This is a genomic window from Mycobacterium sp. 1274761.0, assembly GCF_001668615.1.
In the GTDB taxonomy this organism is placed as follows: Bacteria; Actinomycetota; Actinomycetes; order Mycobacteriales; family Mycobacteriaceae; genus Mycobacterium.
The window spans coordinates 1-21,248 of record NZ_LZMC01000039.1; the positions used below are offsets into that span (position 1 = coordinate 1).

The 21,248-nt window shown below is 65.4% G+C and carries 22 protein-coding genes and 2 pseudogenes; 4 read left to right on the plus strand and 20 right to left on the minus strand.

Annotated features, from left to right (window positions below; translation table 11 throughout):
• The coding region (locus A5651_RS07060) for an SGNH/GDSL hydrolase family protein (RefSeq protein ID WP_197496568.1) at positions 1-961 on the plus strand (961 nt) is incomplete at its 5' end.
• A 107-nt stretch (positions 962-1,068) separates the two neighbouring features.
• Here the strand turns inward: A5651_RS07060 and A5651_RS07065 are convergent.
• The 16 genes from A5651_RS07065 to fadD5 all read right to left on the minus strand — a co-directional run bounded on the left by A5651_RS07065 (position 1,069) and on the right by fadD5 (position 18,185).
• Positions 1,069-1,833 (minus strand): fructosamine kinase family protein, encoded by a 765-nt coding sequence (locus A5651_RS07065; protein WP_066977378.1) that lies wholly within the window; start codon positions 1,831-1,833, stop codon positions 1,069-1,071.
• On the minus strand, positions 1,826-2,671 hold the full coding sequence (locus A5651_RS07070; RefSeq protein ID WP_066977381.1) for an SDR family NAD(P)-dependent oxidoreductase: 846 nt from the start codon (positions 2,669-2,671) through the stop codon (positions 1,826-1,828). The genes A5651_RS07065 and A5651_RS07070 overlap by 8 nt, the downstream gene beginning before the upstream one ends.
• 10 nt (positions 2,672-2,681) lie before the next feature.
• Entirely contained in the window at positions 2,682-3,368 is a 687-nt protein-coding gene (locus A5651_RS07075) for a YoaK family protein (protein ID WP_066977384.1), read from the minus strand.
• A 10-nt stretch (positions 3,369-3,378) separates the two neighbouring features.
• Positions 3,379-4,257 carry a mammalian cell entry protein gene (locus A5651_RS07080; protein ID WP_066977386.1) on the minus strand — a complete coding sequence of 293 codons (879 nt, stop codon included), beginning with the start codon at positions 4,255-4,257 and terminating at the stop codon, positions 3,379-3,381.
• Entirely contained in the window at positions 4,224-4,775 is a 552-nt protein-coding gene (locus A5651_RS07085) for a mammalian cell entry protein (protein ID WP_066977389.1), read from the minus strand. The genes A5651_RS07080 and A5651_RS07085 overlap by 34 nt, the downstream gene beginning before the upstream one ends.
• On the minus strand, positions 4,772-5,749 hold the full coding sequence (locus A5651_RS07090) for an RDD family protein (protein ID WP_066977393.1): 978 nt from the start codon (positions 5,747-5,749) through the stop codon (positions 4,772-4,774). Before A5651_RS07090 ends, A5651_RS07085 begins: the two co-directional genes overlap by 4 nt.
• On the minus strand, positions 5,746-6,399 hold the full coding sequence (locus A5651_RS07095; protein WP_066977396.1) for a hypothetical protein: 654 nt from the start codon (positions 6,397-6,399) through the stop codon (positions 5,746-5,748). The genes A5651_RS07090 and A5651_RS07095 overlap by 4 nt, the downstream gene beginning before the upstream one ends.
• Entirely contained in the window at positions 6,369-7,916 is a 1,548-nt protein-coding gene (locus A5651_RS07100; protein ID WP_066977399.1) for a virulence factor Mce family protein, read from the minus strand. The genes A5651_RS07095 and A5651_RS07100 overlap by 31 nt, the downstream gene beginning before the upstream one ends.
• 3 nt (positions 7,917-7,919) lie before the next feature.
• Positions 7,920-9,074, minus strand: a complete 1,155-nt coding sequence (locus tag A5651_RS07105; RefSeq protein WP_066977402.1) for a virulence factor Mce family protein — start codon at positions 9,072-9,074, stop codon at positions 7,920-7,922.
• Entirely contained in the window at positions 9,074-10,714 is a 1,641-nt protein-coding gene (locus tag A5651_RS07110; protein WP_066977405.1) for a virulence factor Mce family protein, read from the minus strand. The genes A5651_RS07105 and A5651_RS07110 overlap by 1 nt, the downstream gene beginning before the upstream one ends.
• Before the next feature lie 3 nt (positions 10,715-10,717).
• A complete protein-coding gene (locus tag A5651_RS07115) occupies positions 10,718-12,325 on the minus strand; it encodes a virulence factor Mce family protein (RefSeq protein ID WP_066977408.1) in 1,608 nt (535 codons plus the stop codon).
• Positions 12,322-13,353 carry a virulence factor Mce family protein gene (locus A5651_RS07120; protein WP_066977410.1) on the minus strand — a complete coding sequence of 344 codons (1,032 nt, stop codon included), beginning with the start codon at positions 13,351-13,353 and terminating at the stop codon, positions 12,322-12,324. The genes A5651_RS07115 and A5651_RS07120 overlap by 4 nt, the downstream gene beginning before the upstream one ends.
• Positions 13,350-14,657, minus strand: coding sequence for an MCE family protein (locus tag A5651_RS07125; protein WP_066977413.1), 1,308 nt, complete (start codon positions 14,655-14,657; stop codon positions 13,350-13,352). The genes A5651_RS07120 and A5651_RS07125 overlap by 4 nt, the downstream gene beginning before the upstream one ends.
• Positions 14,658-14,660: 3 nt before the next feature.
• The gene (locus tag A5651_RS07130) at positions 14,661-15,530 is read right to left on the minus strand and encodes an ABC transporter permease (RefSeq protein WP_066977415.1); all 870 of its coding nucleotides are present in this window, start codon (positions 15,528-15,530) and stop codon (positions 14,661-14,663) included.
• 1 nt (position 15,531) lies between these two features.
• Positions 15,532-16,248 (minus strand): MlaE family ABC transporter permease, encoded by a 717-nt coding sequence (locus A5651_RS07135; protein WP_369803918.1) that lies wholly within the window; start codon positions 16,246-16,248, stop codon positions 15,532-15,534.
• A gap of 296 nt (positions 16,249-16,544) precedes the next feature.
• Positions 16,545-18,185 (minus strand): fatty-acid--CoA ligase FadD5, encoded by a 1,641-nt coding sequence (gene fadD5 / locus A5651_RS07140; RefSeq protein ID WP_156662692.1) that lies wholly within the window; start codon positions 18,183-18,185, stop codon positions 16,545-16,547.
• A gap of 166 nt (positions 18,186-18,351) precedes the next feature.
• On the opposite strand from fadD5, the gene A5651_RS07145 reads away from it, so the two are divergent.
• Positions 18,352-18,987, plus strand: coding sequence for a GntR family transcriptional regulator (locus tag A5651_RS07145; RefSeq protein WP_066977421.1), 636 nt, complete (start codon positions 18,352-18,354; stop codon positions 18,985-18,987).
• 31 nt (positions 18,988-19,018) lie between these two features.
• Here A5651_RS07145 and A5651_RS25665 read toward each other — a convergent pair whose 3' ends face one another.
• From A5651_RS25665 to A5651_RS07155, 3 genes are all read right to left on the minus strand, one after another.
• On the minus strand, positions 19,019-19,174 hold the full coding sequence (locus tag A5651_RS25665; protein WP_197496569.1) for a hypothetical protein: 156 nt from the start codon (positions 19,172-19,174) through the stop codon (positions 19,019-19,021).
• Between the two features lie 65 nt (positions 19,175-19,239).
• On the minus strand, positions 19,240-19,677 hold the full coding sequence (locus A5651_RS07150; protein WP_066977424.1) for an SRPBCC family protein: 438 nt from the start codon (positions 19,675-19,677) through the stop codon (positions 19,240-19,242).
• Positions 19,677-20,303 carry a TetR/AcrR family transcriptional regulator gene (locus tag A5651_RS07155; RefSeq protein ID WP_066977428.1) on the minus strand — a complete coding sequence of 209 codons (627 nt, stop codon included), beginning with the start codon at positions 20,301-20,303 and terminating at the stop codon, positions 19,677-19,679. Before A5651_RS07155 ends, A5651_RS07150 begins: the two co-directional genes overlap by 1 nt.
• A 222-nt stretch (positions 20,304-20,525) precedes the next feature.
• Between A5651_RS07155 and A5651_RS25925 the strand changes: the two are divergent.
• A pseudogene (locus A5651_RS25925) lies at positions 20,526-20,633 on the plus strand (CAP domain-containing protein); the annotation flags it as partial.
• 5 nt (positions 20,634-20,638) lie between these two features.
• Here the strand turns inward: A5651_RS25925 and A5651_RS25230 are convergent.
• Positions 20,639-20,788 (minus strand): hypothetical protein, encoded by a 150-nt coding sequence (locus tag A5651_RS25230; protein ID WP_156662694.1) that lies wholly within the window; start codon positions 20,786-20,788, stop codon positions 20,639-20,641.
• An 84-nt stretch (positions 20,789-20,872) separates the two neighbouring features.
• On the opposite strand from A5651_RS25230, the pseudogene A5651_RS07160 reads away from it, so the two are divergent.
• Positions 20,873-21,248: pseudogene (locus A5651_RS07160) on the plus strand (hypothetical protein); the annotation flags it as partial.

Below are 21,248 nucleotides of genomic sequence, written 5' to 3' on the forward strand. Positions count from 1 at the left end.
GGCCGCGACGCCGTGGCCGTGCGGCACCGGCGTGACGAGGAGCAGTACCAGGCACGCACCGACCGCCGCTCCCGTCACACCGACGACTGCTGCGCCACGTGCGGTCCTGCCACCGCCGTCGGTGCGCGATCAGGTGGTGGCGGCGGTCGCGAAGTCGGGCGAGGCGGACCCTGTTCCGGCGAACCTGACCCCGGCGCTGAATGCAATCGGCAAGCCCGAGGTGTTCGTCAACGGCTGTGTGTTGTCGTGGCGGGATGTGCAGCAACCGGAGTGTGTGTCGGGTGACCTGGGGGCGTCTACGACGGTGGCACTAGTGGGCGACTCGCACGCGGCGATGTGGCAGCCGGCACTGGAACCTATTGCAACAGAGCGGCATTGGCGGCTACAGACGATGAGCAAGGCGCTGTGCCCGTTGATGGACCTGTCGATCAACAGTCCGTACCTGGGTCGCCCGTTCACCGAGTGTGAGCAGTGGCGATCCGGCGTGTTGGCGCAGCTGGAGAAGGAACGTCCACAGCTGATCGTGGTCGATATGTCGCGGCGGTATGGTGCCGACTTCGGGTTCACGAGTTACGACCAAGCGTGGCAGGACGGGTTGAAGCGGCTAGTTCAGCGGTTACGGGCGACGGGAGCAAAGGTTTTGGTTCTGGGTCCGGTGGCAGATCCTCATTCGACGGTGCCGACGTGTGTGTCGGCGCATATGGATGATGCGGTCGCGTGTGCGCCATCGCGGGCTGAGGGCTTGAACGACAAGGGCGTTGCAACGGAGGCTGCGGCGACGGCGGCAGGTGGTGGACAGTATGCGGCGCTGTCGGAGCTTTTCTGCACACCTGAGCGGTGCCCGGTCATCGTCGGTAACACGTTGGTGTACCGCGACGACAACCACGTCACGACCGAGTACGCGAAGGTGGTCGCGCCGGTATTGACCGACATGATCGAGGGGTCGCTAGCCCGGAGCTAGCGAGTCGCCCGTGCTGCTGCGAGTCTTGCTTCGTGGTCTTCGTGGCGGCATCATCCGCGGCCTTCTTCGCTCCGCTGACGGTGTCCTTGACCGCCTTTTGTTGTTAGCTAGCCCGCCAGCGCGCTTCGCGCTGCGGCCTCCGTCTGGCCCACATAGCCCTCTCCGAACAGCACCACATGCGCCAGCAGCGGATAGAGCTGGTGCAGCCCGACGCGCTGGCCCCAGCCCTCTCGCAATGGCCATACCGACCGATAGGCCGCCAACACCTCATCGAGATACGGGCAGTCGAACAACGCCAACATGGCCAGGTCCGTCTCCCGGTGACCGCCGTGTGCTGCCGGGTCGATCAGCACCGCTCCGTCCGGCGTCCACATCACGTTGCCGCTCCACAGATCCCCGTGGATGCGGGCGGGTGCATCGTCGTCATCGAATTCCCCCGCGCGGCACCGCTCGGTCACCGCCTCCACCAACCGCTTCGCCTGGTCATGCAGCCGCGACTCCGCGAGGTCGGCCATCGGCCGCAACCGTTCCTCGGCGTAGAAGACACCCCATTGTCGATGCCCCCGCAGCGACATCGGCAGCGGCTCGGCGAGCGGGCCGAAATAGCCGTCTCCATGCCAGCCTTCCGGGCCTGACCCGAAGTACTCCGCGCCCGCGCCGTGCGTCACTGCCAACCGAGATCCGAACTCCTTGGCCGCATCTCGCGTCGGCGCCACAGACTTCAACCGCTGCAGAGTCAGCGAGTGATCGTCGTAGGCGATGACTCGCGCGCACGGCACGCCGCCCTCGACCGACAGCCAGCGCAAGCCTGCCGCTTCCAGCTCGAAGAACCCCTGCGGAGCGCTGCTGCTGGCCTTGATGAAGTCAGTCACGCGGCCGACGCGGCAATCCGGCCAGCATCCCCAATACCCGGTCGCGCACCGCCACAGGCAGATTCGGTACCAGCGCAGCCTGAATCTTCGGCAGAAGCGCCACCACGTACCGCGCCTTCGGCTTGCGTGTGGTCAGCGCTTTCTCCACTACGGCAACGACCTTCTTCGTCGGCGAGGCCATCCTGCGGGCAGTTGGCACGAATTTCTTCATCCCGGCGATGTGCCGGGAATACAGCTCCCGCTGCTCGGGCGCCAAGCTGGCTTCGATCTGCCGCACCATGTCATCGGCCGTGCGCCACATGTCCGTGTCGGTCTGTGCGGGCTCGATGAGCACGACCGGAATTCCCCACGCCTTCAACTCGATCCGCAGCGCGTCACAGCCCGCTTCGAGCGCGAACTTCGACGCTGAGTACGGTCCGAGCATCGGCGTGGCGATCCGGCCGTTCACACTCGAGATGAACACCACCCGCCCGCGTGACTCCCGGAGCCGCGGCAAGACCGCCTGAGTCACCGCGAACTGCCCGATGACGTTGGTCTCCAACACGTTTCGCCAGTCCTCGGCTGTCACAGTCTCCACAGGACCGCCCACCGCGATGCCCGCGTTGTTCACCAGGGCATCGAGACGCTGCGGCAGCGATGCGGGCAGCGCCGCGATCTGGTCGGGATCGGTGATGTCGAGAATGACGGCCGACACCCGCTGCGGGTGGCTCTTGACGACAGCGTCCGCGTCCTGCTGGCTGCGTACGCCCGCGATGACGTCCCAGCCGGCTGACGCCAAGTGCTCCACGATCGCTCTGCCGATTCCCCTGGCCGCACCTGTTACCAGAACTGTTGGCATAGCGGTGACCTTAGTCGTCGGCCGGTGGCGGTGGTCCAAACCAGAAGAGAACAGCGACCGCCGCCACCAACGCCGCGGCCGTCGCGATCACCGGCGCCACCGTGAACCGCGACAATGTCGCGCCGACCACCGCGCCTGCGCACATCGTCAGCACTACCGAGAACCGCAGCTTCTCGCGTTGTCCCGTTCCGCCGGCGAGCCGGCTGTCCACCCCGATACCGACAATGGTCGACGTCAACACCGTCGTGCTGAGTTCCTGGATGCCGAACTGACGGGCCGTCGCGTTCTGACTGCCGAACGCGGCGGCGAGCCCCGCGATCAGGATCAGCTTCGTGTTGTCGTGGTAGTCCAGCACGCCGGTGCCGGCGAGGATCGACAGCGTCGCCAGCAGGACGCATTCCACCGACAGTGCCACGGTCACCCATCGACGGGTGTCGTGCTGCAAGTGGCGGGCGAAGCGGCCGCCAATCACAGCGCCACCCAGAAAGCATCCGAATGCGACCACCGCAGCCGTCATGTCGACGACGCTTTGGCGCGCGAACCAGAACCCGAGGAAGATCACGTTGCCGGTCATGTTGGCGACGAACACGTGACCGAGGACCAGGACGCTGATCGCGTCGATCATCCCGGTGCCGAACGTCAACAGCAGCAGGCCCGTCACCGTCAGTCGATCGGAGACCGGTGAGGTGACGGGCATCGGGTCAGCCCTACAGCTGCGGGGTGAGGTCCAGCGTCGTGATCGTCGTCATCCTGGTGATGCGCCAGTCGGAGCGGTCACGCTTCATCTCCAGCCGGTAGGACAGGTAGCGCAGCGAGGGGATGTTCTTCGAGACAGGGCTGGTTGCAACGGAATTCGTGTAGACGATGGCCGATGCTTCGGTCTGGTTCACCGATTCCACCGCTGTCCCGAGCACCGTCGTCGTGTTGGTGACCTGCGCCTGCTTGTTGGTGGCGACGATCGAGTCGATGAACTTGCGGTACTGGAACGCGAAATCTCCGCTGAGGTAGTGGGCAGACCGTTGCGCGAGCGTGTCCATGTTCTCCGGTGTGTACGACCACAGCGTGGTGATCGCGCTGGCTGCCGTGCGGGCGATGACGAGTTTCGTCTCGACGAGCGCGCGGTTGGCGATCACCGGTTGTGCCGTCGACCCGAGGAATGCCCCGCCCGCGACGAACAACACGGCGGCGGCCGCCGCGGCGATCTTCAGCCGCTTACCGGCGGGGCGGTGAGGTACGAGAACGACATCGTCTTCCGCCGGAGCCTCGGCCGCTTCGGTCGAGTCGGCGGCCTCGACGGCAGGTGTCGGCTCCTGTTCTTTCTTCCGTCGCCGGCCAATCCACCGCTTCTTGGCCGGCTGGTCTGAAACCGGCGAGGCTTCGTCTGGAACATCGACGGCCGGCGTAACCACTTCTACAGCAGCCGATTCGGCTGTTTCCGGCGTAGCGTCATCGGTTTCGGTCGCGGACTTCGCCGTGCGCAGTCGCTTCCCGCTCGGCATCCGGTGCCGGCCAGGAGGCGTCGCAGACGTCTCGGCCGAATCCGCATCCGTGGTCAGATCACCTGGATCAGTTGGCTGATCTTCCACAGCTGCCCTTCCTTCTTCGCCGTTACCACCCAACGGTTTCCGCTCTCGATCGTCTTACCGTCGGGCATCTTGGTCGAGACATTGGTCGCCACCAGGACATCAGCGCTGCCGTCGTCGTTCCAACGCTGGACGCCGGCGGCCACGACGTTGCCCTGCGTCGGTTCGGCGCGCGCCACCTGGACAAGGATCTCGTTGATTTTCTCCTTGAACATCTTTGCGAAGTCGCCCGTGGCCTGAGACTGGATCCGGTCGCCGTAATAGTTCGCCTGGAACGGATCCAGTGTCGTGTACGTCGTCATGAAGGACTTCACGTAGCCGATGACGTCGGCGTCCTTGGCGTTGGTCCTCGAGTCGTTCTCGTGCGACACCAACATCAGCGCGCTCGCCGTGATCGCCGCCGCCATCAGTACGGTTGCGATGGTGGCCACAATCGGAAGCCCCCACCGCCGTGGCGGTTTCGGCGCCGGTGCGGCGTAGAGGTCTGGCGCCTCGGCGTCGATCCTGCGGCGGGGGCTCATTGCGGCGCCTGCCCCATGAACGGCCGCTTGAGCACAGTCAGGTTGGCAACTCGCCATTTCCCGTCGCGGGACTTGTCGAAGTCCACCAACACCGTCGCGGTGATGAAGCGTAGGTCCTTCGGATCGGTGCCCCGTTGTCCCTGCATTGCCACCAGCATCGTCGCGCGATCCGCCGACACATTGGTGACCGCACTCGAGACAGCCCAGAACTCGTTTGCCGTCGCACCTGCCTTCTGCGCCGCCTCCTGCTGCGACACCAACTGCGACCGGTAGGTGTCGGTCGCCAGCGACTGCGCCCGCGCGAAGTCGTCCTTCAATGTGTCGGGGTTGTAGGTGAGCAACTGCTCGACGATCCGGGGACCCTGCTCTGAAATCTGCTGACGCGCTTCATCGACGGCCCGCTCGGGGCGGTACACCTGCAGGTAGTTCACCGCCACCAGCGCCGCACACGCCACAACGGCCGCCACCAACACCTTGGCGGTGAGCCGGCGCATGTCACGCGTCGGGCGGTCCACCCGTCGAACCTCGGTGCGCGCCAACAGATCTGCGAAGGTCCGGTTACGCGAATCCCACAGCGGCCACAGCCAGCCGATGAACAGTGCGGCGGTATCCAGCAGGTGGGCGAAGTCTCGGGCGAGCAGCCGCACAAAGCCCGCAGCCGCTTCTCCGTTACGTCTCACCACGCGGATGCCGACCAGCGCGCGACCCAGGCTCCAGCCCGTCACGGCGGGCAGCAGCCACCGATTCGCCAGGATCGCCAGCACGATCACCGCCGCGACGGCCATGAACACCCACCAGAGCGAGCTCTGTCGCGGGGCGGTCCACACCAGCGGTGCCAGCGCCGCGAGCAGGCCGACACCGAGAAACACGTCCAGGCACAGGGCGCCCGCGCGGGACGACCATGACGCCAGGGGCTGCGCCGGCGCCGAACCCTCGACCGTGGGATCTGCGCTCGCGTCGAGGACCGCCGTCACGACGTGACCTGTTCCATCTTGTCAATCCGGTACCGGCCCTGATCGGGCGTCATCGTGACACGCAGCCGGTATCCCGACTCCTGGTCTGTCACAGCGGAATTCGTCACCTTGATCCGCACGGCAACAAGGACGTCGATGGATCCGTTCGGTTGATGGCGTTCCACCGCGGCGCGCACGTCGGATACCGCAAGCTTGACGTTCGCGGCCTGGTAGGCCTCGACCAGAATGCCGCCGAAGGTTGAGGCCTGCGCTCCGAAGGCGCCGGTCGAGCACTCCATGATCTTCATCTGCGCGGCAGACATGGCCGCGGTGTCGGGTGCCTGCAGTGCGGCCACGCATTCTTTCGCGGCCTGCAGGGCCGCCACCTCATTGCGGTTGATCTCGTCGATGCCGTGGCTCTCGCGGATCAGCAGGACGCCCCCGACGGCGGCGGCGATGGTCAGCGCCAACAAGCTCAGGCCTACCGCGGTCATCCAGCCACGGCCCAGCCGCGGCGGCCGACGGTCACCAAAGACTGACTCCTCGGGAGCCGCGGTGGCCGATTCCTGCTCGTCGCCTGTCTGCTCTTGTTCGGATACCGCTACCGGATCGTCTGGCGTGTCCTGCGCATCGGTGGGGTTCAGCTGGCGGGTGCCAGCATCTCCTTCCATCCGTCGTCTCCTGGATTCTTCGAATTGCTGACGGAGTATTTCACTCCGTCGGGCCCAACGACCTCGCCGCTAGACGGGCTGTACACCGCACTGCCTGGTGCCGGAGTGTACGTGCAGGGGTTGGGCTGTTGTCCACTGCACTGGACGCTGCCCGTATTGGGCGGGGTCAGCGGATCGCTGACCGGTTGGGGGGAGCCACCCGGCGGGAGTCGATCGGCGGGCAACGGGTTCATCCCGTTGTTCACCGACGGTGCCGGTATCACGTAGCCGGGCTTGACCGGCTGGTCGCAGCGGGCCGCCGGCGCCGGGCAGTTCACGATCTGGTTCGGGTCGCCGTACCACGGGTTGGTGCCCAGCGGGATGTACGGCTCGTTGCTACGGCATTCCTTCGGTGTCGCCGCGCGCTTACCCGGCACATCGGCGCACGGATAGTTGCGGGCACCGCGGACCGCATTCTGGGCGTCTTTCGGAATCTTGCAGTAAGTGCCCGACGGGAGCGGCGCCATGCTGGTGTCGGCGGGCGAGCGCCATTCCGACGCCGGCAGGAACCCGGTCAGGCAGGGGGGCGGCTGGTTGATCGACAAACCGAAGTGCAGCAGGCCCTCGTTCTCAAAGATCGTGCCCGCCTGGGCCACCGTTGCACCCTGCGGCAGGACGACCAACGCCTGCTCGAGGCCCTTGTGGTAGCGCTTGAGCATGTCGATGACGACTTCGAGGTTGGCCAACGTCTGCGGCAGCGATTCACGGACGTCGTTGAATGTCGCCGTCACCTGATCGAGTGTCGGCGGCGCCTGCTGCAGGCCGCTACGCAGCGCTTGATCCTCCGAGGCCGACTGTGCCGCAAGGATATTGAGGTTGCGTGACCACTGTTCGATGTTGTCACCGGAGTCGGCCTGGCTCTGCAGGATCGGCCTTGCATGTTCGACGATGTCGTCGACCTGAGGCAGGTTCTCTTCGAACCCCTGCGCCAGGTTCGTCGTACCGTCAACCAGCCGCTGCAGGCCCGGGCCTAATCCGCCTACCGCCTTGGAGGTTTCGGTGAGCAGTGAGTCGATCTTTTCCTTCGGCAGCACTGCAAGACCGCGGTTCGCGGAGTCAAGCGCGGGACCGACCTCGCTGGGCACGGTGCCGGTCGTGATGGTCTGGCCGTCGCGCAGATACTTGCCCGGGTTGCCCGTCGACACCAGGTCGAGGTACTGCTCGCCGATCGCCGAAACCGAATGGACGTTCGCGGTGGCGTCGACCGGGATCTTGTAGCGGTTGTCGATGCTCATCGTCGCCTTGGCACCGGTCTCGGTCGGCTCAACAGCGGTGACCTTGCCGATCTGGGTGCCGCGGTAGGTGACGTTCGCCGTCGAGTACAGGCCGCCCGACCGGGGCAGGTCAGCGTAGAGCTTGTACTGGCCGATGCCGACCAAACTGGGTAGCCGCAGGTAATACCAGCCCAGCACGATCAGCGCGAGGATGGTGAGGATCGTGAAAAGGACGAGCTGAAACCTGATGAATCGCGTCAGCATTGCTCACTCACCCCTTTCCACTAGTGGTCCGCCAGGCGCGTCGTGCGGGTTGGGCGTGAATCGCAGGTCCGGAATCATGGTCGCCGGGTCGCGGCCCCAGGCCTGCTCGAGCGCACGCAGCATGCCCGCCACACCTGTGCCGGACAGGAAGCCCTGATCCAGCGAGCTCAGCGTGAGGTCGACGTTGAGTGAGACGTTGATGTAGTCACCGCGAACGACCTTCGGCACGTTCTCGATGCTGAACGGTGCGGTGAGCAGCAGCTTGAGCGCACCGAGCAGGTACGGGGACGCCTTGCCCAGCTGCTTGAGCGGCCGCTGCAGGTACTGCAGGTTGGTGTGCAGGTTGTCGCTTGTCGGGGCCAGTGCGTCGTCGGCGGCCTTGCTGATGCGGCCCAGCGACTCGACGGCGTCGGCGAACAGATCCCTGGTGTCCGCGAAATGCTTGATCAGCGGCGGGAATTCGGTCAGCACGCGGTCGAGAGTGTTGGTGCGCTGGCCGACGATGTTCAGCAGCCGATTGGTCGAATCGATCGCGCGCGTGATGTCGTTGCGCTGCTGATTGAGTTCGTTGGTGAACGTGTCCAACCGGTTCAAGAACTCACGGATCTGATCGGCGCGGCCGGTCAGCAGGTTGTTCACCTCGGTTTGAATGACTTCGATGTTCGGGATACCGCCGCCTCGCACGATCGTCGCGATGCTTGCGAGCACCCGCTCCGTTGTCGGGAACGCCGACGCGTTCTTCAGCGGGATGGTGTCGCCGCTCTTCAACTGCTGCTGCGAAGGATTGGGGGGCAAGTCGAGCTGCACGTGTTGTGAACCCAGAAGGCTGGTCTGACCGATCTTCGCCAAGGCGTTCTTGGGCAACTTGACGCTGTCTTCCAGGTCCAACGTCAGGGTGGCGACCCAGTTCTTCAGCTCGATCGAGCGCACGCGGCCGACATAGACGTCGGCGACGCGGACGCGGCTGTTGACGTTGAGCGCCAACGTATCCGGCATCTGCACGTAGATCGTCATCTTGTTCGCGCCCGTGCCAGGCCCACCCGGCAGCGGCACATTGGCGATGCCGCGCCAATTGCCGCACGACGTCAGCACCAGCGCCACGGCCAACAGCACGCCGGCACGCCGCGCGATGCGGCCCCCTCTCATGCGGAGTCTCATCAGCCCCCTCCAGCTTCAGCGGGCAACGGCGGTCCCGCCGGCGCCGGGGCTGCCGCTGCCGGGGCGGCCGCGGGCGCCGGCGCGATGGCACCGAGTGGATCGCCGGGGATGACACCCGGTGCAGGACCGGGCGGCGGTCCGGGTTGCGGGTACCACGGCGGCGGCAACGGATTCCGCTCGTCGTACGCATTCGGCGGGCCAGGCAGCTTGCCGTTCGCGCCGACACCGAATGCCGGTGGCGCACCTGGGATCTCGCAGTCGGGGCCGCCGAGCAATTCGGCGAGGCATTCCGGTGTCAGGTTGCGCTCGGTGTGCGGCTGCACCTCGATGCCCTGCATCCCGGGCGCGGCAACCCAGCCCGGCTCGTGGTTGCCGTGGGAGAACAACGTGTCCCGCGACCAGATGCCCGGCACGGTGGTGTCCTTGTAGCCCGGCGCCGGCTGCAGCCGCGGTTCGGAGTACGAGATCTCCTTCGGCAGCGTCATCGCGGTCACGAATTGGTTGAGGCCGATCGGCGGGTAGTTGAACTTGATCGCGTCGAGGATCGGAGCCAGGTACTGCGCGCACAGCTCGGCGGACTCCTGGTAGCCGAGCCGGCTGCCCGCCTGGATCGAGCTGCAGATGAACTGGAGCGGGTTGGCGAAGCTCGCAATGGCCGGCAAACCGACGATGCCACCCGCGTTCGGCGACGAGATGTTCATCAGGTTGGCGCCGAGGTTGGGGAACACGTGCAGGCCGGTCTCCAGACCGTTCAGCGGCTCCGGCTGCAAGATCGCGTTGGTCACCTCGGCGAGGTTGTTGATGTCGTGAGCGAGCACTTCACCGTTCTGGCCGATGAACCTGCGTGTGGTGGAGAGCAGATCGTTGAGATCGCGCAGCGCCGTTGCCAGCTCCTGGTCGGTGTTGGTGAACGAATTCGTGAACTGCGCGAGGTCACTGTTCAGCGCGACGAATTGCTGATCGCTCTTGTACAGCGCGTTGACGAACAACGCCAGGCTCTTGATGACCGCGAAGAAGTCGCCGCGGCCCTCGTTGAGCGTGGTCACCGCGTCCGACAAGCCCTTGAGGGTCTTGTTGATCTGGTCGCCCTTGCCGGCCAAACCATTGGAGAACGACTCGATGATGTCTCCGAAGGGGCCCTTGGGCTGATCCGGAGTCGGCCCGAGGTCGGTGAGAATCCGGTTGATGGAGTCACGCAGCTCGTCGTACTCGACCGGGACCTGGGTGCGGTCGATCGGGATGACGGCGTTGTCCTCCATCACCGGTCCCCCGGTGTAGGGCGGTGAGAGCTGAATGGTGCGCGATGCCACCAGGCTCGGGTTGAGAATCGACGCGGTGGCGTTCGCGGGCACCTTGTACTTGTTGGCGTAGTTGAAGGTGACCTTCATCTTGTCGCCAGCCGGCTCGATCGAGTCGATCGTGCCGACCTTGACTCCCATGATCTGAACCTTGTCACCGGGATACAGGGCCAGCGTGTCCGGGAAGTACGCAACCACGGTGTTGTAGGTCAGCTTCTTGTAGAGCTGCCAAGCCACCACGCCGCCGATCAGCGCCAGCACCAAGACCAGCGCACTGATGATGACCGCCGCCCGAGAAACATTCGGCAGCTTGAAGTTTCGCACGTTGAAGATAGTTGACATGTCTTAGGGTCCCGCCCCGTTCTGCGAACCAGGTGGAAGGTACGGCGGATTGCCCGGGAAGGGCGGCGTATCGGCCGGGCCGACCTGCGGTCCCGGTCCCGGCGGCGGCGGCGGCCCGTTGAGGGCCGGCGGCAGCGGAGCGATACCCGGAGTGAAGTCGGGTCCCTCCGGCGGCAGCGGCCCGACCGGCACGGTGCGCGCACCCGGCGGCGCGGGCGGCAGCGGTGCCGGCACTCCGCCCATGTCGGGCGGCAGCTGACCCGGGACGGCCGCGGCTGGCACGCCGGGCGTGAAGCCAGGACCGTTCGGGTTCGGCGGCGACGTGATCACGTCGGGCAGGGTGTTGTAGTCCTGTCCCGGCGGGTTCGAGTACGGGTTCGGCCCGAACGGTCCGGTCGACAGGTGGTTACACGGCAGCGGATCCGCGGGCCGGGGCAGGCCTTCGGCCGTCGGCGTGTACGAGCACGGGTGGCCTGCGACGACCGCGGGTCCGGGATGCTCCGGCGTGCCCTCGAGCACCTCAGGTCCTGGCGCTGGTGCCCCGTTCGGGAAGCGCGCGCCGTTCGGGTCCGGGAACCGCCATGCCGGCAGGCCCGCGTTGCGCCAGAACTCCTCGGGGTCGATGCCGCGCTTCTTGAACGCTGCGTCGACGAACGGCTGCAGCAGCCACGGCGGCAGCAGGTTGACGAGCATGACCTTGAAGAACGGTCCCGACGCAATCGCCTCGGCCAGCGAGGCGGTGAATTTGCTCAGCGTGGACAGCACGTCGACCAGGTCGAACTTGCGGTCCTTGAGGATGTCACTGATGACGCGCAGCTGCTCCAGCACATGGTTGAGGTTCGGGTTGTCGTTGACGAACCCGGTCACTTGCTCCGAGAACTCGGCGACGCGCTCCAGCAGCATGCTGACGGCGTAACTGCGCTCGTTGACCGCGGCGAGCAGCGTCTGGGCGTTGACCAGCAGCGCGTTGATCTGCTCGGAGCGGTTGCCCAGCACGCCGGCGATCTTGTTGGCGTTGGCCAGCAACTGGCGCACCTGCTCATCACGCTTGCCGATGGTGTCGGAGAACCGCGCGACCCCGTCGAGCGCTGCGCTCAGATGTGGATAGGTCTGGTCAATGGTCTCCGACAACACGTTCAGCGACCGTTTGACCGTCTGGGTGTCCCAGCCCGACGCCGCCTTCGTCACGTCGAAGAAAGCGTCATAGATCTGGTATGGCGTGGTGGTCTGCCCAAGCGGCAGCGCCTCGTTGGAGCGCAGCGGCTTTGTCCCGCGCGGCTCGATCTCCAACGTCTTCTTACCGAGGATGGTGTCGGTGCGGATCGCCGCCCGGCTCTCGGTGCCGATCTGGGTGCCGCTCAACGTGTAGCCGATCTTGACCTTGTCGCCCTCGATCGCGAACGACTTCACCAACCCGACGTCGACCCCGGCGATGCGCACCTTGTCGCCACCGGACAGCTGCCCGGTATCGGAGAAGTATGCGAAGTACAGCGGTTCGGCGAAGAGCATCGGAACGCTGGTGAAGCTCTGCCCGACACCGATCACCAGGATGGTGATGAGGATGCCCATCATGCCGCCGCGAAGGCGGTTTGAACCCTCGAGCGTTCTCATTGCGGCGTGCACCTACCCGTTGGCTGCGACCACACCTTCACGGTGCGCACGGGTCCACCGGGCTGCAGGCCCGGCAACTTCAGCGTGACGTCGCAGGCGTAGAAGTTGAAGAAGTCGCCGTAGACGCCACCCGCGCGACCGATGATCTTGAGCGCCGTCGGAAGCCTGGTCAAGGTGTCGTTCAATTGGTCCTTCTGGTCCACGAGCGGCTGCTGGATGACCTCGAGATAGCCGATCGTGCTTTGCAACAGGGGCCGATTGTCGGCGAGCAGGTCGCCGACCGTGCCTGCCGCATCGCTGATATCGGCGACCGAGCTCGCGATCGGATCGGCCCTGTTCTTCAGCCCGGTGATGAGCTTCTCGAAGTCGACGAGCGTCTGGTCGAACTGCTTCTGGTGCTTGACCGTGGTGTCCAGCACGTTGTTCAGGTTGCGGATCACCTCACCGATGGCCTGGTCGCGATCGGCCAACGCGGACGTCAGCTGACCCGTCTGATCCAGGATGTTGCTGATGGTGCCGCCCTGGCCCTGGAAGATCGTGATGATCGACTGCGCGATGTTGTTGACCTTGTCGGGGTCCAAGGCGCGGAACAGCGGACGGAAACCGCCGATCAACGCATCGAGGTCCAGTGCGGGCTCGGTGCGCTCCAACGGAATGGTTCCGCCCGCGGGCAACCGCTGGTCGTTGTCGCCGCGCTTGAGCTCCAGGTAGCGGTCGCCGATCAGGTTCAGATAGCGGATCGACGCGGTCGTGCCCTGATATAGCTGTAGGTCGCGCTCGACGCGGAAGTCGACCTTGGCGACCCGGCCGCCGTCCTGGATCTCGACCTTGGCGACCTTGCCGACTTCCACGCCGGACGCCCGGACAAACTGTCCGGCGCGCAGTCCGCTGGCGTTGCTGAAAATGGCCGAGTAGCCGGTCGTGCGGTCGAATCGCATCTGACCGAACACCACGATGATGATCGCAGTGAACAACAGCAGCACCAATGCGAAGATGCCGAGTTTGATGGCTGTACCGGTGATTTTCATGGGTTGATCGTGAACTCCCCCAGCTGACGGCCCCACACGTATTCGGCTCCCGGGAAGATGAGTGGCGCCGCGGCCACCAGAGGCGGAAGCGGTGGCAGGTTCGGGACGACAACGGGAATCAAGCAGGGCGGGAGGCCGCCGCAACCGAACGGCGAGGCCAGCTCGATGTGGTTGTACGGCGCGATCGAGGCACCGGTGTCCATCACCAGATACGGCGAGGGCCACAAATCCTTGGTCACCGGTTGCCAGCAGCCGGGCCGGCCCTCGGGGCCGCCGTGTGCGTTCACGCGGGGGAGGTTGTCCGGATAGACGTAGGCGTTGCTCGCGCCGACGACCAGCGAATGGGTGTTGAGCGAGTAACCATTACCCCCGAGCACGGAGGAGAACTTCGGTTCGACGTCGTGGTAGTTGCGGATCGTGCAGAAAATCGACGGGCTGTACTCGTCCAGCAGCTGCGACGTCGGGATCAGGTCCTGGGCGCCGCGGATCAGGTACGGGCCGCCTTTCTCGAAGATCTCGGCGCCGGTGTTGCCGAACCCGATGGAGGCCATCAACGTCTGGTCGATGTTGGCCTGCTGTTCGTTGAGCGTGCGGGCGGTGGTGACCGCGTTCTCCAGGCCGTCGAACAGGTCGGGGGCCGCGTTGGCATAGACGTCGCCGAGGTCGGCCAGCAGCTGATTGTCCCGGCGGATCTGCGGCATCCTCGGGTTCAGGTCGCCGAGGATCTTGTTGCCGTTGATGATCGACTGTCCGAACCGGTCGCCGAGCCCCTGCAGCGCCTGCGCGCTGTTGGTGAGCGTTTGGTTCAGCTTGATCGGGTCGACCTTCTCCGCGATCGAGGTGATGGTCTCGAACAGCGTGTTGAACTCGGTGGTCACATGGGTGGCGTCGATGACGTCGGACGACGAGATCCGTTGCGGGGTGGGGTTCTTCGGCGACGTGAAGGAAATGTACTTGTTGCCGAACACCGTGGTGGCGTTGATCTTGGCCTCGACGTTCTTCGGGATCAGGTCGAGATACTTCTTGTCGATCTCGAGGGTGATCTTCGCTCTCGGCTCTCCGCCGACCGTCGTCTGGTTGACCTCTTTGACGCGACCGATCTCGACGCCGTTGAAGGTGACCTTCGAGTTGGGGTCCATCGACAGGCCGGCGCGGGAGGCCATCATCGTCACTTCTTCACGCGGCAGGAAGTTGCCGCGAAACTGCATGTACACCAACACCAGCGCGACGATCGTCAGCAGGGTCAGCACGATGCCGGCCAGCTTGTAGGGCGGTGTGCGGGATGAGTTCAGTGGGGCCGTCATGGGCTACACCGTGAGGTTGAAGTTCGGGTCGACGCCGTAGAGCGCCAACGAAGCGAACAGGACAACACACACGATTGCCACCAGCGAGGCGCGCATCGATCGGCCGACGGCCTCGCCGACGCCGACCGGTCCGCCGCTGGCGAAGTAGCCGTAGTAGCAGTGGTTGAGCATGACGATCACCGAGATGACGATCGCCTGCACGAAGGACCAGAACACGTCGTCGGGACGCAAGAAGGTCCGGAAATAGTGCTCGTAGGTGCCGATCGACTGGCCGTAGAAGAACGTCGTGGTCACCTGCGCGGACAGGAACGACATGATGATCGCCATCGCGTACAGCGGGATGATGACGACGAAGCCGGCCATCACGCGGGTCGAGATCAGGTAGGAGATGGACTTGATGCCCATCACCTCGAGGGCGTCGATCTCCTCACTGATCCGCATGGCGCCGAGCTCGGCCGTGGCGCCCGCACCGACGGTGGCGGCCAACGCCTGCCCCGCGACGACGGGTGCGGCGATGCGCACGTTGATCATCGCGGCGAAAAAGCCGGTGAACGCCTCCACACCGATGTTGCCCAGGGACGCGAATCCCTGGATCGCGACCAGTGAGGAGCCCGACAAGGTGACGAACCCGACGATCGCGACCGTGCCGCCGACCACCGCCATGGCGCCGGTACCCATGCCGATCTCGGCGATCAGCCGCAGGGTCTCCTTGCGGTAGTAGCGCAGCGCGTGGCCGATCGAGCCGATCGCCGTGACGACAAACCATGCGACGTGCCCGACGCTGTCGAGGAACCGCGCGGGCGCTCCGGCCAGCTTCTCGGTGCGGGCATAGCCCTTCGGGAACCGCGACTTGAGGACGTTCGTCGTGCTCATCTCAGCTCCCCGTGCCGAACCGGACGCCGATAGTGGTGAGCACGACGTTGACCGCGAACAGCGCGATGACGCAGAGCACGAGCGTCTCGTTCACCGCCGTGCCGACGCCCTTCGCGCCGCCGGCAACCGTCAGGCCGCGGTAGCAGCCGACCAGTCCGGCGATCAGGCCGAAGGTGGTGGCCTTGATGACCGAGATCACCACCTCGGGTAAGCCGGTGACCAGTGTCAGCGTGGACACGTACGCGCCTGCGGACACGTTCTGCAGGTAGACGCCGAAGATGAAGCCGCCAACCAGGCCGATGGTGATCACGGCGCCGTTGAGCAGCAGCGCTACGAACGTCGACGCGACCACGCGGGGCACCACCAGCCGGTGGATCGGATCGATGCCGAGCACTTCGAGCGCGTCGATCTCCTCGCGGATGGTGCGGGCGCCGAGGTCGGCGCAGATCGCCGTCGAGCCCGCACCGGCGACGACGAGCACCGTCACCAACGGGCCCAGCTGGGTGACGGCAGCCAGCGCCGCGCCCGCCCCGGAGATGTCGGCGGCGCCGAACTCGGTCAGAAGGATGTTCAGCGTGAAGATCAGCAGCACAGTAAGGGGGATCGAGACGGCGAGCGTGGGCAGGAACGACACCTTGAACAGGAACCAGCTCTGGAGGATGAACTCCCGCCACTGGAAATCCCGGCGGAACAGTGCCCTGCCGGTCAACACGCACATGCGGACGAAGCCGCCGACGGCCTCCAACGCAGGACGGGCCTGATTGGCGACGTAATCGCCGAGCCCGCGCTGGGTGGCCGTCACCTGTGCGCTCCCGCGCGAAGGCCACGGTCGACGCGGCGGTACGGCAGCCCCTGTCGCACGCCCCCTCCTTGCACCGAACCCATGTCTGTGACCCCCATCTCCCTACCCGTGAGTAGTAAGACGGACCACAGGACTGTACCCGATGCCACCCGCGGGTTGCACCGCATCCGTCGGATTGAGCCCCTAACCGTTAGCAAAGCCCACCCGCCTGGTTAACTTTCGGCCTTGCCGGCAGAAACCCTTGCAGCAGAGGGACTTTCGTCGGCGTCAGTCGGTTTCGGAGCGGCGAAGCGGCTTCTCAGTTCGGTTTTCAGGACTTTGCCGGCGGGATTTCGCGGGAGGGCCTCAACGATCTCGAGATGCTTGGGATGCTTGTACCGCGCAAGCCGTTCGGTGAGGAATCCGTCTAGATCGGCCAGGCTGAAGGAGGAATCGGACGAAGCGCCCAATGCCACGATGGCGACAGGGACTTCGCCCCACTTCTCATGACTTCGCCCGATGACCGCGACTTCGGCGATCGCGGGGTGTGCGGCAAGGACGTTCTCCACCTCGGCGCAGTAGATGTTCTCCCCGCCGGAGATGATCATGTCCTTCTTGCGGTCGACCACCCAGATGTAGCCCTCTTCGTCCTGGCGCACCAGATCGCCGGAGTGAAACCACCCACCGGCAAACGCTTCTGCGGTCGCGGCGGGATTGTTCCAGTAGCCCTGCATCAGAGTTGGGGCGCGGTATACGATTTCGCCGACGTCACCGATGGGCACGTCGTTCATATCGTCGTCGACCACCCGTACGCTGACCGTCGGGATGACCTTGCCGACGGAGCCGAGCTTACGAATTGCGTCGTCGCCCAGCAACATACAAGTCACCGGCGACATCTCAGTCTGACCGAAAGCAGCCAGAATTTGCGTGCCGGGGAAGGTTTCGGACATGCTGCGCAGCAGCGTGTCCGAGGCGGGTGCAGCGCCCCACGACAACACCCGCAGCTTGAGTTCGCGCGGGTTGGCCTGCTGTTCGGCGCAAACCGCCTGCCACTGTGCGGGTACCAGGAAGATGCCGGTGACCTTCTCGGCTTCCAGGACGTCGAGCAGCGCGCCGGGATCGAAATCGCCGAGCGGATAGATCACCGTGGGCGTGCCGAGCAGCAGCCCGATGATCATGTTGCCGATGCCCGCGATGTGGAACAGCGGGACGCCGATGAATCCCACGTCGTTGTTGATGTCGGCGCCGTTTGTGAACAGGAACGTCATGGCCTGCCCGGCGAGGTTAGTGTGGGTCAGCACCGCGCCCTTGGGCCGGCCGGTGGTGCCCGAGGTGTACATGATCAGGGCGGGCGAATCGTTGGGGATGTCGACCGGTGCGGCCGGTTCACCGTCCTCGGCGAGCAGGTCGTCGTAGCCGAGGACGTCCCCCTCGGTGGGCGCGCCCGCCACGATCACCGTCTCGAGCGTCGGCTCCAGGTTCCGCACGGCGGTGGCGACCTTGCCCAACACGGCTTCGGCGATCAAGACCTTGGCGTCGCAGTCGCTGACCAGGAAGGCGATTTCCGGCGGGGTCATGCGGAAGTTCACCGGAACGGCGATGGCGCCGAGCCTGTTGGCGGCGAGGAACGATTCGACGAACTCGGTCCTGTTGAGCATCAGGATCAGCACGCGGTCACCGAAGCGGACGCCGCGGCGGCTCAGCGCGCCTGCGAGGGCGGACACCCGACGGTCCAGCTCCCCCCAGGTGGTGGTGCGGCCGAGGTGGCGCAGTGCCGTGGCGTCGGGCTGCATCAGCGCGTGCCGCGCCAACTGGTTGGTCCAGTTCTGCCGTCTGGCGAGGTAGGGCTGTTCGGTCGGCGACGGAACGGTCAACTGCGGAAACTCCCGGGTTGCGCGGTATTGATATTTGATCAAACATTGAGTTGCGAGGGTCACACTATGGCCTCGTCGGTCAGGGGACAAGCCCTCGAATGGAGGCTTCGTGAAGGCAGCGGCGCGCGCCGTTTATCGCCCGCGTCGGCCCGTCCGCCGCGAGCAGATGTCCGACGAGGTCGCCGGGCATTTGCGGGCCGCCATCATGTCGGGGACGTTGTTGCCGGGCACCTTCATCCGGCTCGATGAGACCGCCGCTGCGCTGGGCGTGAGCATCACACCGGTGCGCGAAGCGCTGCGGACCCTGCGCGGTGAAGGCATGGTGCTGCTGGAGCCGCACCGGGGTCACGTCGTTGCACCGTTGAGCCGCCGCGACGTCGATGACATCTTCTGGTTGCAGGCCACGATCGCCAAAGAGCTCGCCGCGACGGCGGCCGAACGCATCACCGAGGAGGAGATCGCGGAGCTGGGGCGGTTGACCGACGAGCTTGCCGCCACGGTATCGGCCGGTGAGGCCGAGGCGATCGCTGCGGCCGAGTTCCGGTTCCACCGCTGTCTCAACCGCACGACCGGTCGGATCAAGCTGGCATGGTTCCTGGTGCACGTCGCTCGATACATGCCGCCGCTGATCTACGCCTCCGACCCCGACTGGGGCGTCGAAGCCGTCGTGAATCACCGGGAGTTGGTTGCCGCGCTGAAACGACGTGATGTCGACGAGGTCGTCCGGCTGACCGGGTGGCAGTTCACCGACGGCGCACGGAGATTGACCGAGCGCCTGGAGGAAACGGGGATGTGGGACTGACGCGCGGCTTCACTCCCGTGCGTCCCGGGCGCTAACTCGACTTCTTCTTGCCGGAGTTCTTGCCGCCCTTCTTGGAGGCATTCGGCGTATTCGCGATTTTCGCGGCACGCTCCTTGCTCATGCCCTTCTTGCGCAGGCCCTCGTACTGCTTGTCGTTCTTGACGCTCGAGCCGTGGTCCTTGGTCATGTCGCCCTCCTCGCGCTTCGACCGCTGGTAGGCATGGAGTACCCGCTTCGGCCGTCGCGTAAGGCCTAGCGTGCGAGCTGCTCGGCGCGCGCCTTCAAGTTGCCGGCCAGGTAGTCGAGGGTGTCGCTGATCGCCTTTTTCACCATCGTCTTGGGCAGCGGCAGCTTGGTCTCCACGTCGAGGTCGACGGTCAGCAGCGACGTCGCGCCGATCGGCACCACCGAGAACTTCTGCTCCTGCTTGTCGAAGTGGTCACCCTGCTGCAGCACCGTGTAGATCTCGTTGGGCCCCGGGTAGTAGACCGCCGTGATGAAGGTGCCCGACTGCCCCTGCACGACGACGTCGAGCCGGAGCTGGCTGGGCCGTCCGTCGTCGTACCGGGCAAGAATCCAGCAGCCCTTGATCTCTTCGTTCCAATCCGGGTACGCCTCGAAGTCCGCGACGATCGCCATGATCGTCTCCGCGGACGCGTCGACCTCCACGGTCTTGCTCACCAACGGCATTACTGGGCCGCCTTCTCGACGTCGAGACCCAGAGGGGATTCCACCCGCACCGCCTCGTCGCGGATGAGCCCCCGCAGAAGCGCGGTGCTGAATTCGGCGGCGATCTCCTGCGCGGTGCGCCGTCCCTGCGGGCGTAGCCACCGGTACGAGCCAAGCGTCATCCCGATATAGCCCAGCGCGAGCACGTGGGAATCGCAATCATAGAACTCGCCGCTGGCGATGCCGCGGTCGATGACGTCGCGCACATGCTCATACACCTGGGTTTCCTTCTCGCGGATGTAGTCGACCTGTTCCTCGGTGAACCACTCCGTGATGTAGGGGCCCTCCTGGAAATACACCGCCGCCCGCTCAAGGTCGCCTGCGATGCCGACCAGCAGCCTGCGGGTGAAGTGGTAGATCATTTCTCGCGCGGAGGCCGACGGGTCGTCGTGCAGCGCGGCGACGGTGAAGTCGGCAGCCCCCTTGTAGATGTCGTAGAGGATCAGCGACTTGCTGGCGTAATAGTGATAGACCGTCGCCTTGTTCAACCCGACGGCGTCGGCCACGTCGTCCATCCTGGTGCCGTGGTATCCACGCGCGGCGAACAGCCGGGTGGCCACGGCCAACAACTCCTCGCGCCGGGACATCCCGTTCGGGGCTGTGCCTCGCGCAAGCGGCTCATCGGAGGCTGTCGCTCTTCGCGCAAGCGGCTCATCGGAGGACATCGCGACCCACCCTAGACAGGCCGGGACACACGCCCCGGGCGTTCAATCAACTGGTTGGCAGTCTAAGTGCTCAGGGTGTCGCCACTCACACGACGGGGCTAGACTTCGGAAAGCAACACTGCTACGCGGGAGGGTGAACGCATGGATCCGAACCCTGATTACGACGCCAGCGACGAACTCGAGTACGGGGCCAACTGGTTCGGGTGGATCCTGCGCGGCGTGTATCCCCCGCCTGCCTACCCCCCGGTTTAAGCCGCTTACCACGTAGGTCCGCTGAAGAATCCGTCAAACCGGATCCGCTGCTGACGCAGCAACTCGATGTCACCATCCGGCGGCAGGCCCTTGACCGCCGACTCCTCCAACCACGGCTGTTGTCCTCGCAGCACCTCGTCCGGTGTTTCGTGCATGACTCCATCGTTTCCGGCGCACGCCGGAAAGACGTGAGTAGTGCACTACTGCACTTGGTCGCGTGAGACTTGGTCGCGTGACACTTGGTCGCGCGACGCGGTTTCCTGCTGCGGGCGCGTCTTGGGGTCCAGCCGGTCGGCGTGCTCGCGGCGCGCAAGAGGCGCAATGAGCGCAGGCATGTGCAGGCTCAGCGCATTCGTGAAGACATCACCACCCACACAGCCAAGGTCGAGAAACGCGAGGCGTTGGCCGACGAGACCGCCGCCCGTGCCCGCGCGGCCGAAGCCGAGGCCGAGGCCAAGGCGGCCGAAGCGGCCAGGCTCAAGGAGCAGGCGGACAACCACCGGCAAGCCGTCACCGAAACCCGTGAAGACCTTGACAAGCGCCGCGAGCACGCCGACCGGCTGGACCCCAAGACGCGCCCGCAGCAGGAAACCGCGTCGCGCGACCAAGTGTCAC

Coding starts and splice junctions, on each gene's coding strand:
- A5651_RS07070 (WP_066977381.1), bottom strand. CDS start 2,671: ATGCCAACAGTTCTGGTAACAGGTGCGGCCAGGGGAATCGGCAGAGCG.
- A5651_RS07075 (WP_066977384.1), bottom strand. CDS start 3,368: ATGCCCGTCACCTCACCGGTCTCCGATCGACTGACGGTGACGGGCCTG.
- A5651_RS07085 (WP_066977389.1), bottom strand. CDS start 4,775: ATGAGCCCCCGCCGCAGGATCGACGCCGAGGCGCCAGACCTCTACGCC.
- A5651_RS07095 (WP_066977396.1), bottom strand. CDS start 6,399: ATGGAAGGAGATGCTGGCACCCGCCAGCTGAACCCCACCGATGCGCAG.
- A5651_RS07100 (WP_066977399.1), bottom strand. CDS start 7,916: ATGCTGACGCGATTCATCAGGTTTCAGCTCGTCCTTTTCACGATCCTC.
- A5651_RS07105 (WP_066977402.1), bottom strand. CDS start 9,074: ATGAGACTCCGCATGAGAGGGGGCCGCATCGCGCGGCGTGCCGGCGTG.
- A5651_RS07110 (WP_066977405.1), bottom strand. CDS start 10,714: ATGTCAACTATCTTCAACGTGCGAAACTTCAAGCTGCCGAATGTTTCT.
- A5651_RS07115 (WP_066977408.1), bottom strand. CDS start 12,325: ATGAGAACGCTCGAGGGTTCAAACCGCCTTCGCGGCGGCATGATGGGC.
- A5651_RS07120 (WP_066977410.1), bottom strand. CDS start 13,353: ATGAAAATCACCGGTACAGCCATCAAACTCGGCATCTTCGCATTGGTG.
- A5651_RS07125 (WP_066977413.1), bottom strand. CDS start 14,657: ATGACGGCCCCACTGAACTCATCCCGCACACCGCCCTACAAGCTGGCC.
- A5651_RS07130 (WP_066977415.1), bottom strand. CDS start 15,530: ATGAGCACGACGAACGTCCTCAAGTCGCGGTTCCCGAAGGGCTATGCC.
- A5651_RS07135 (WP_369803918.1), bottom strand. CDS start 16,248: ATGTGCGTGTTGACCGGCAGGGCACTGTTCCGCCGGGATTTCCAGTGG.
- A5651_RS07145 (WP_066977421.1), top strand. CDS start 18,352: ATGTCCGACGAGGTCGCCGGGCATTTGCGGGCCGCCATCATGTCGGGG.
- A5651_RS25665 (WP_197496569.1), bottom strand. CDS start 19,174: ATGACCAAGGACCACGGCTCGAGCGTCAAGAACGACAAGCAGTACGAG.
- A5651_RS07150 (WP_066977424.1), bottom strand. CDS start 19,677: ATGCCGTTGGTGAGCAAGACCGTGGAGGTCGACGCGTCCGCGGAGACG.
- A5651_RS07155 (WP_066977428.1), bottom strand. CDS start 20,303: ATGTCCCGGCGCGAGGAGTTGTTGGCCGTGGCCACCCGGCTGTTCGCC.
- A5651_RS25230 (WP_156662694.1), bottom strand. CDS start 20,788: ATGCACGAAACACCGGACGAGGTGCTGCGAGGACAACAGCCGTGGTTG.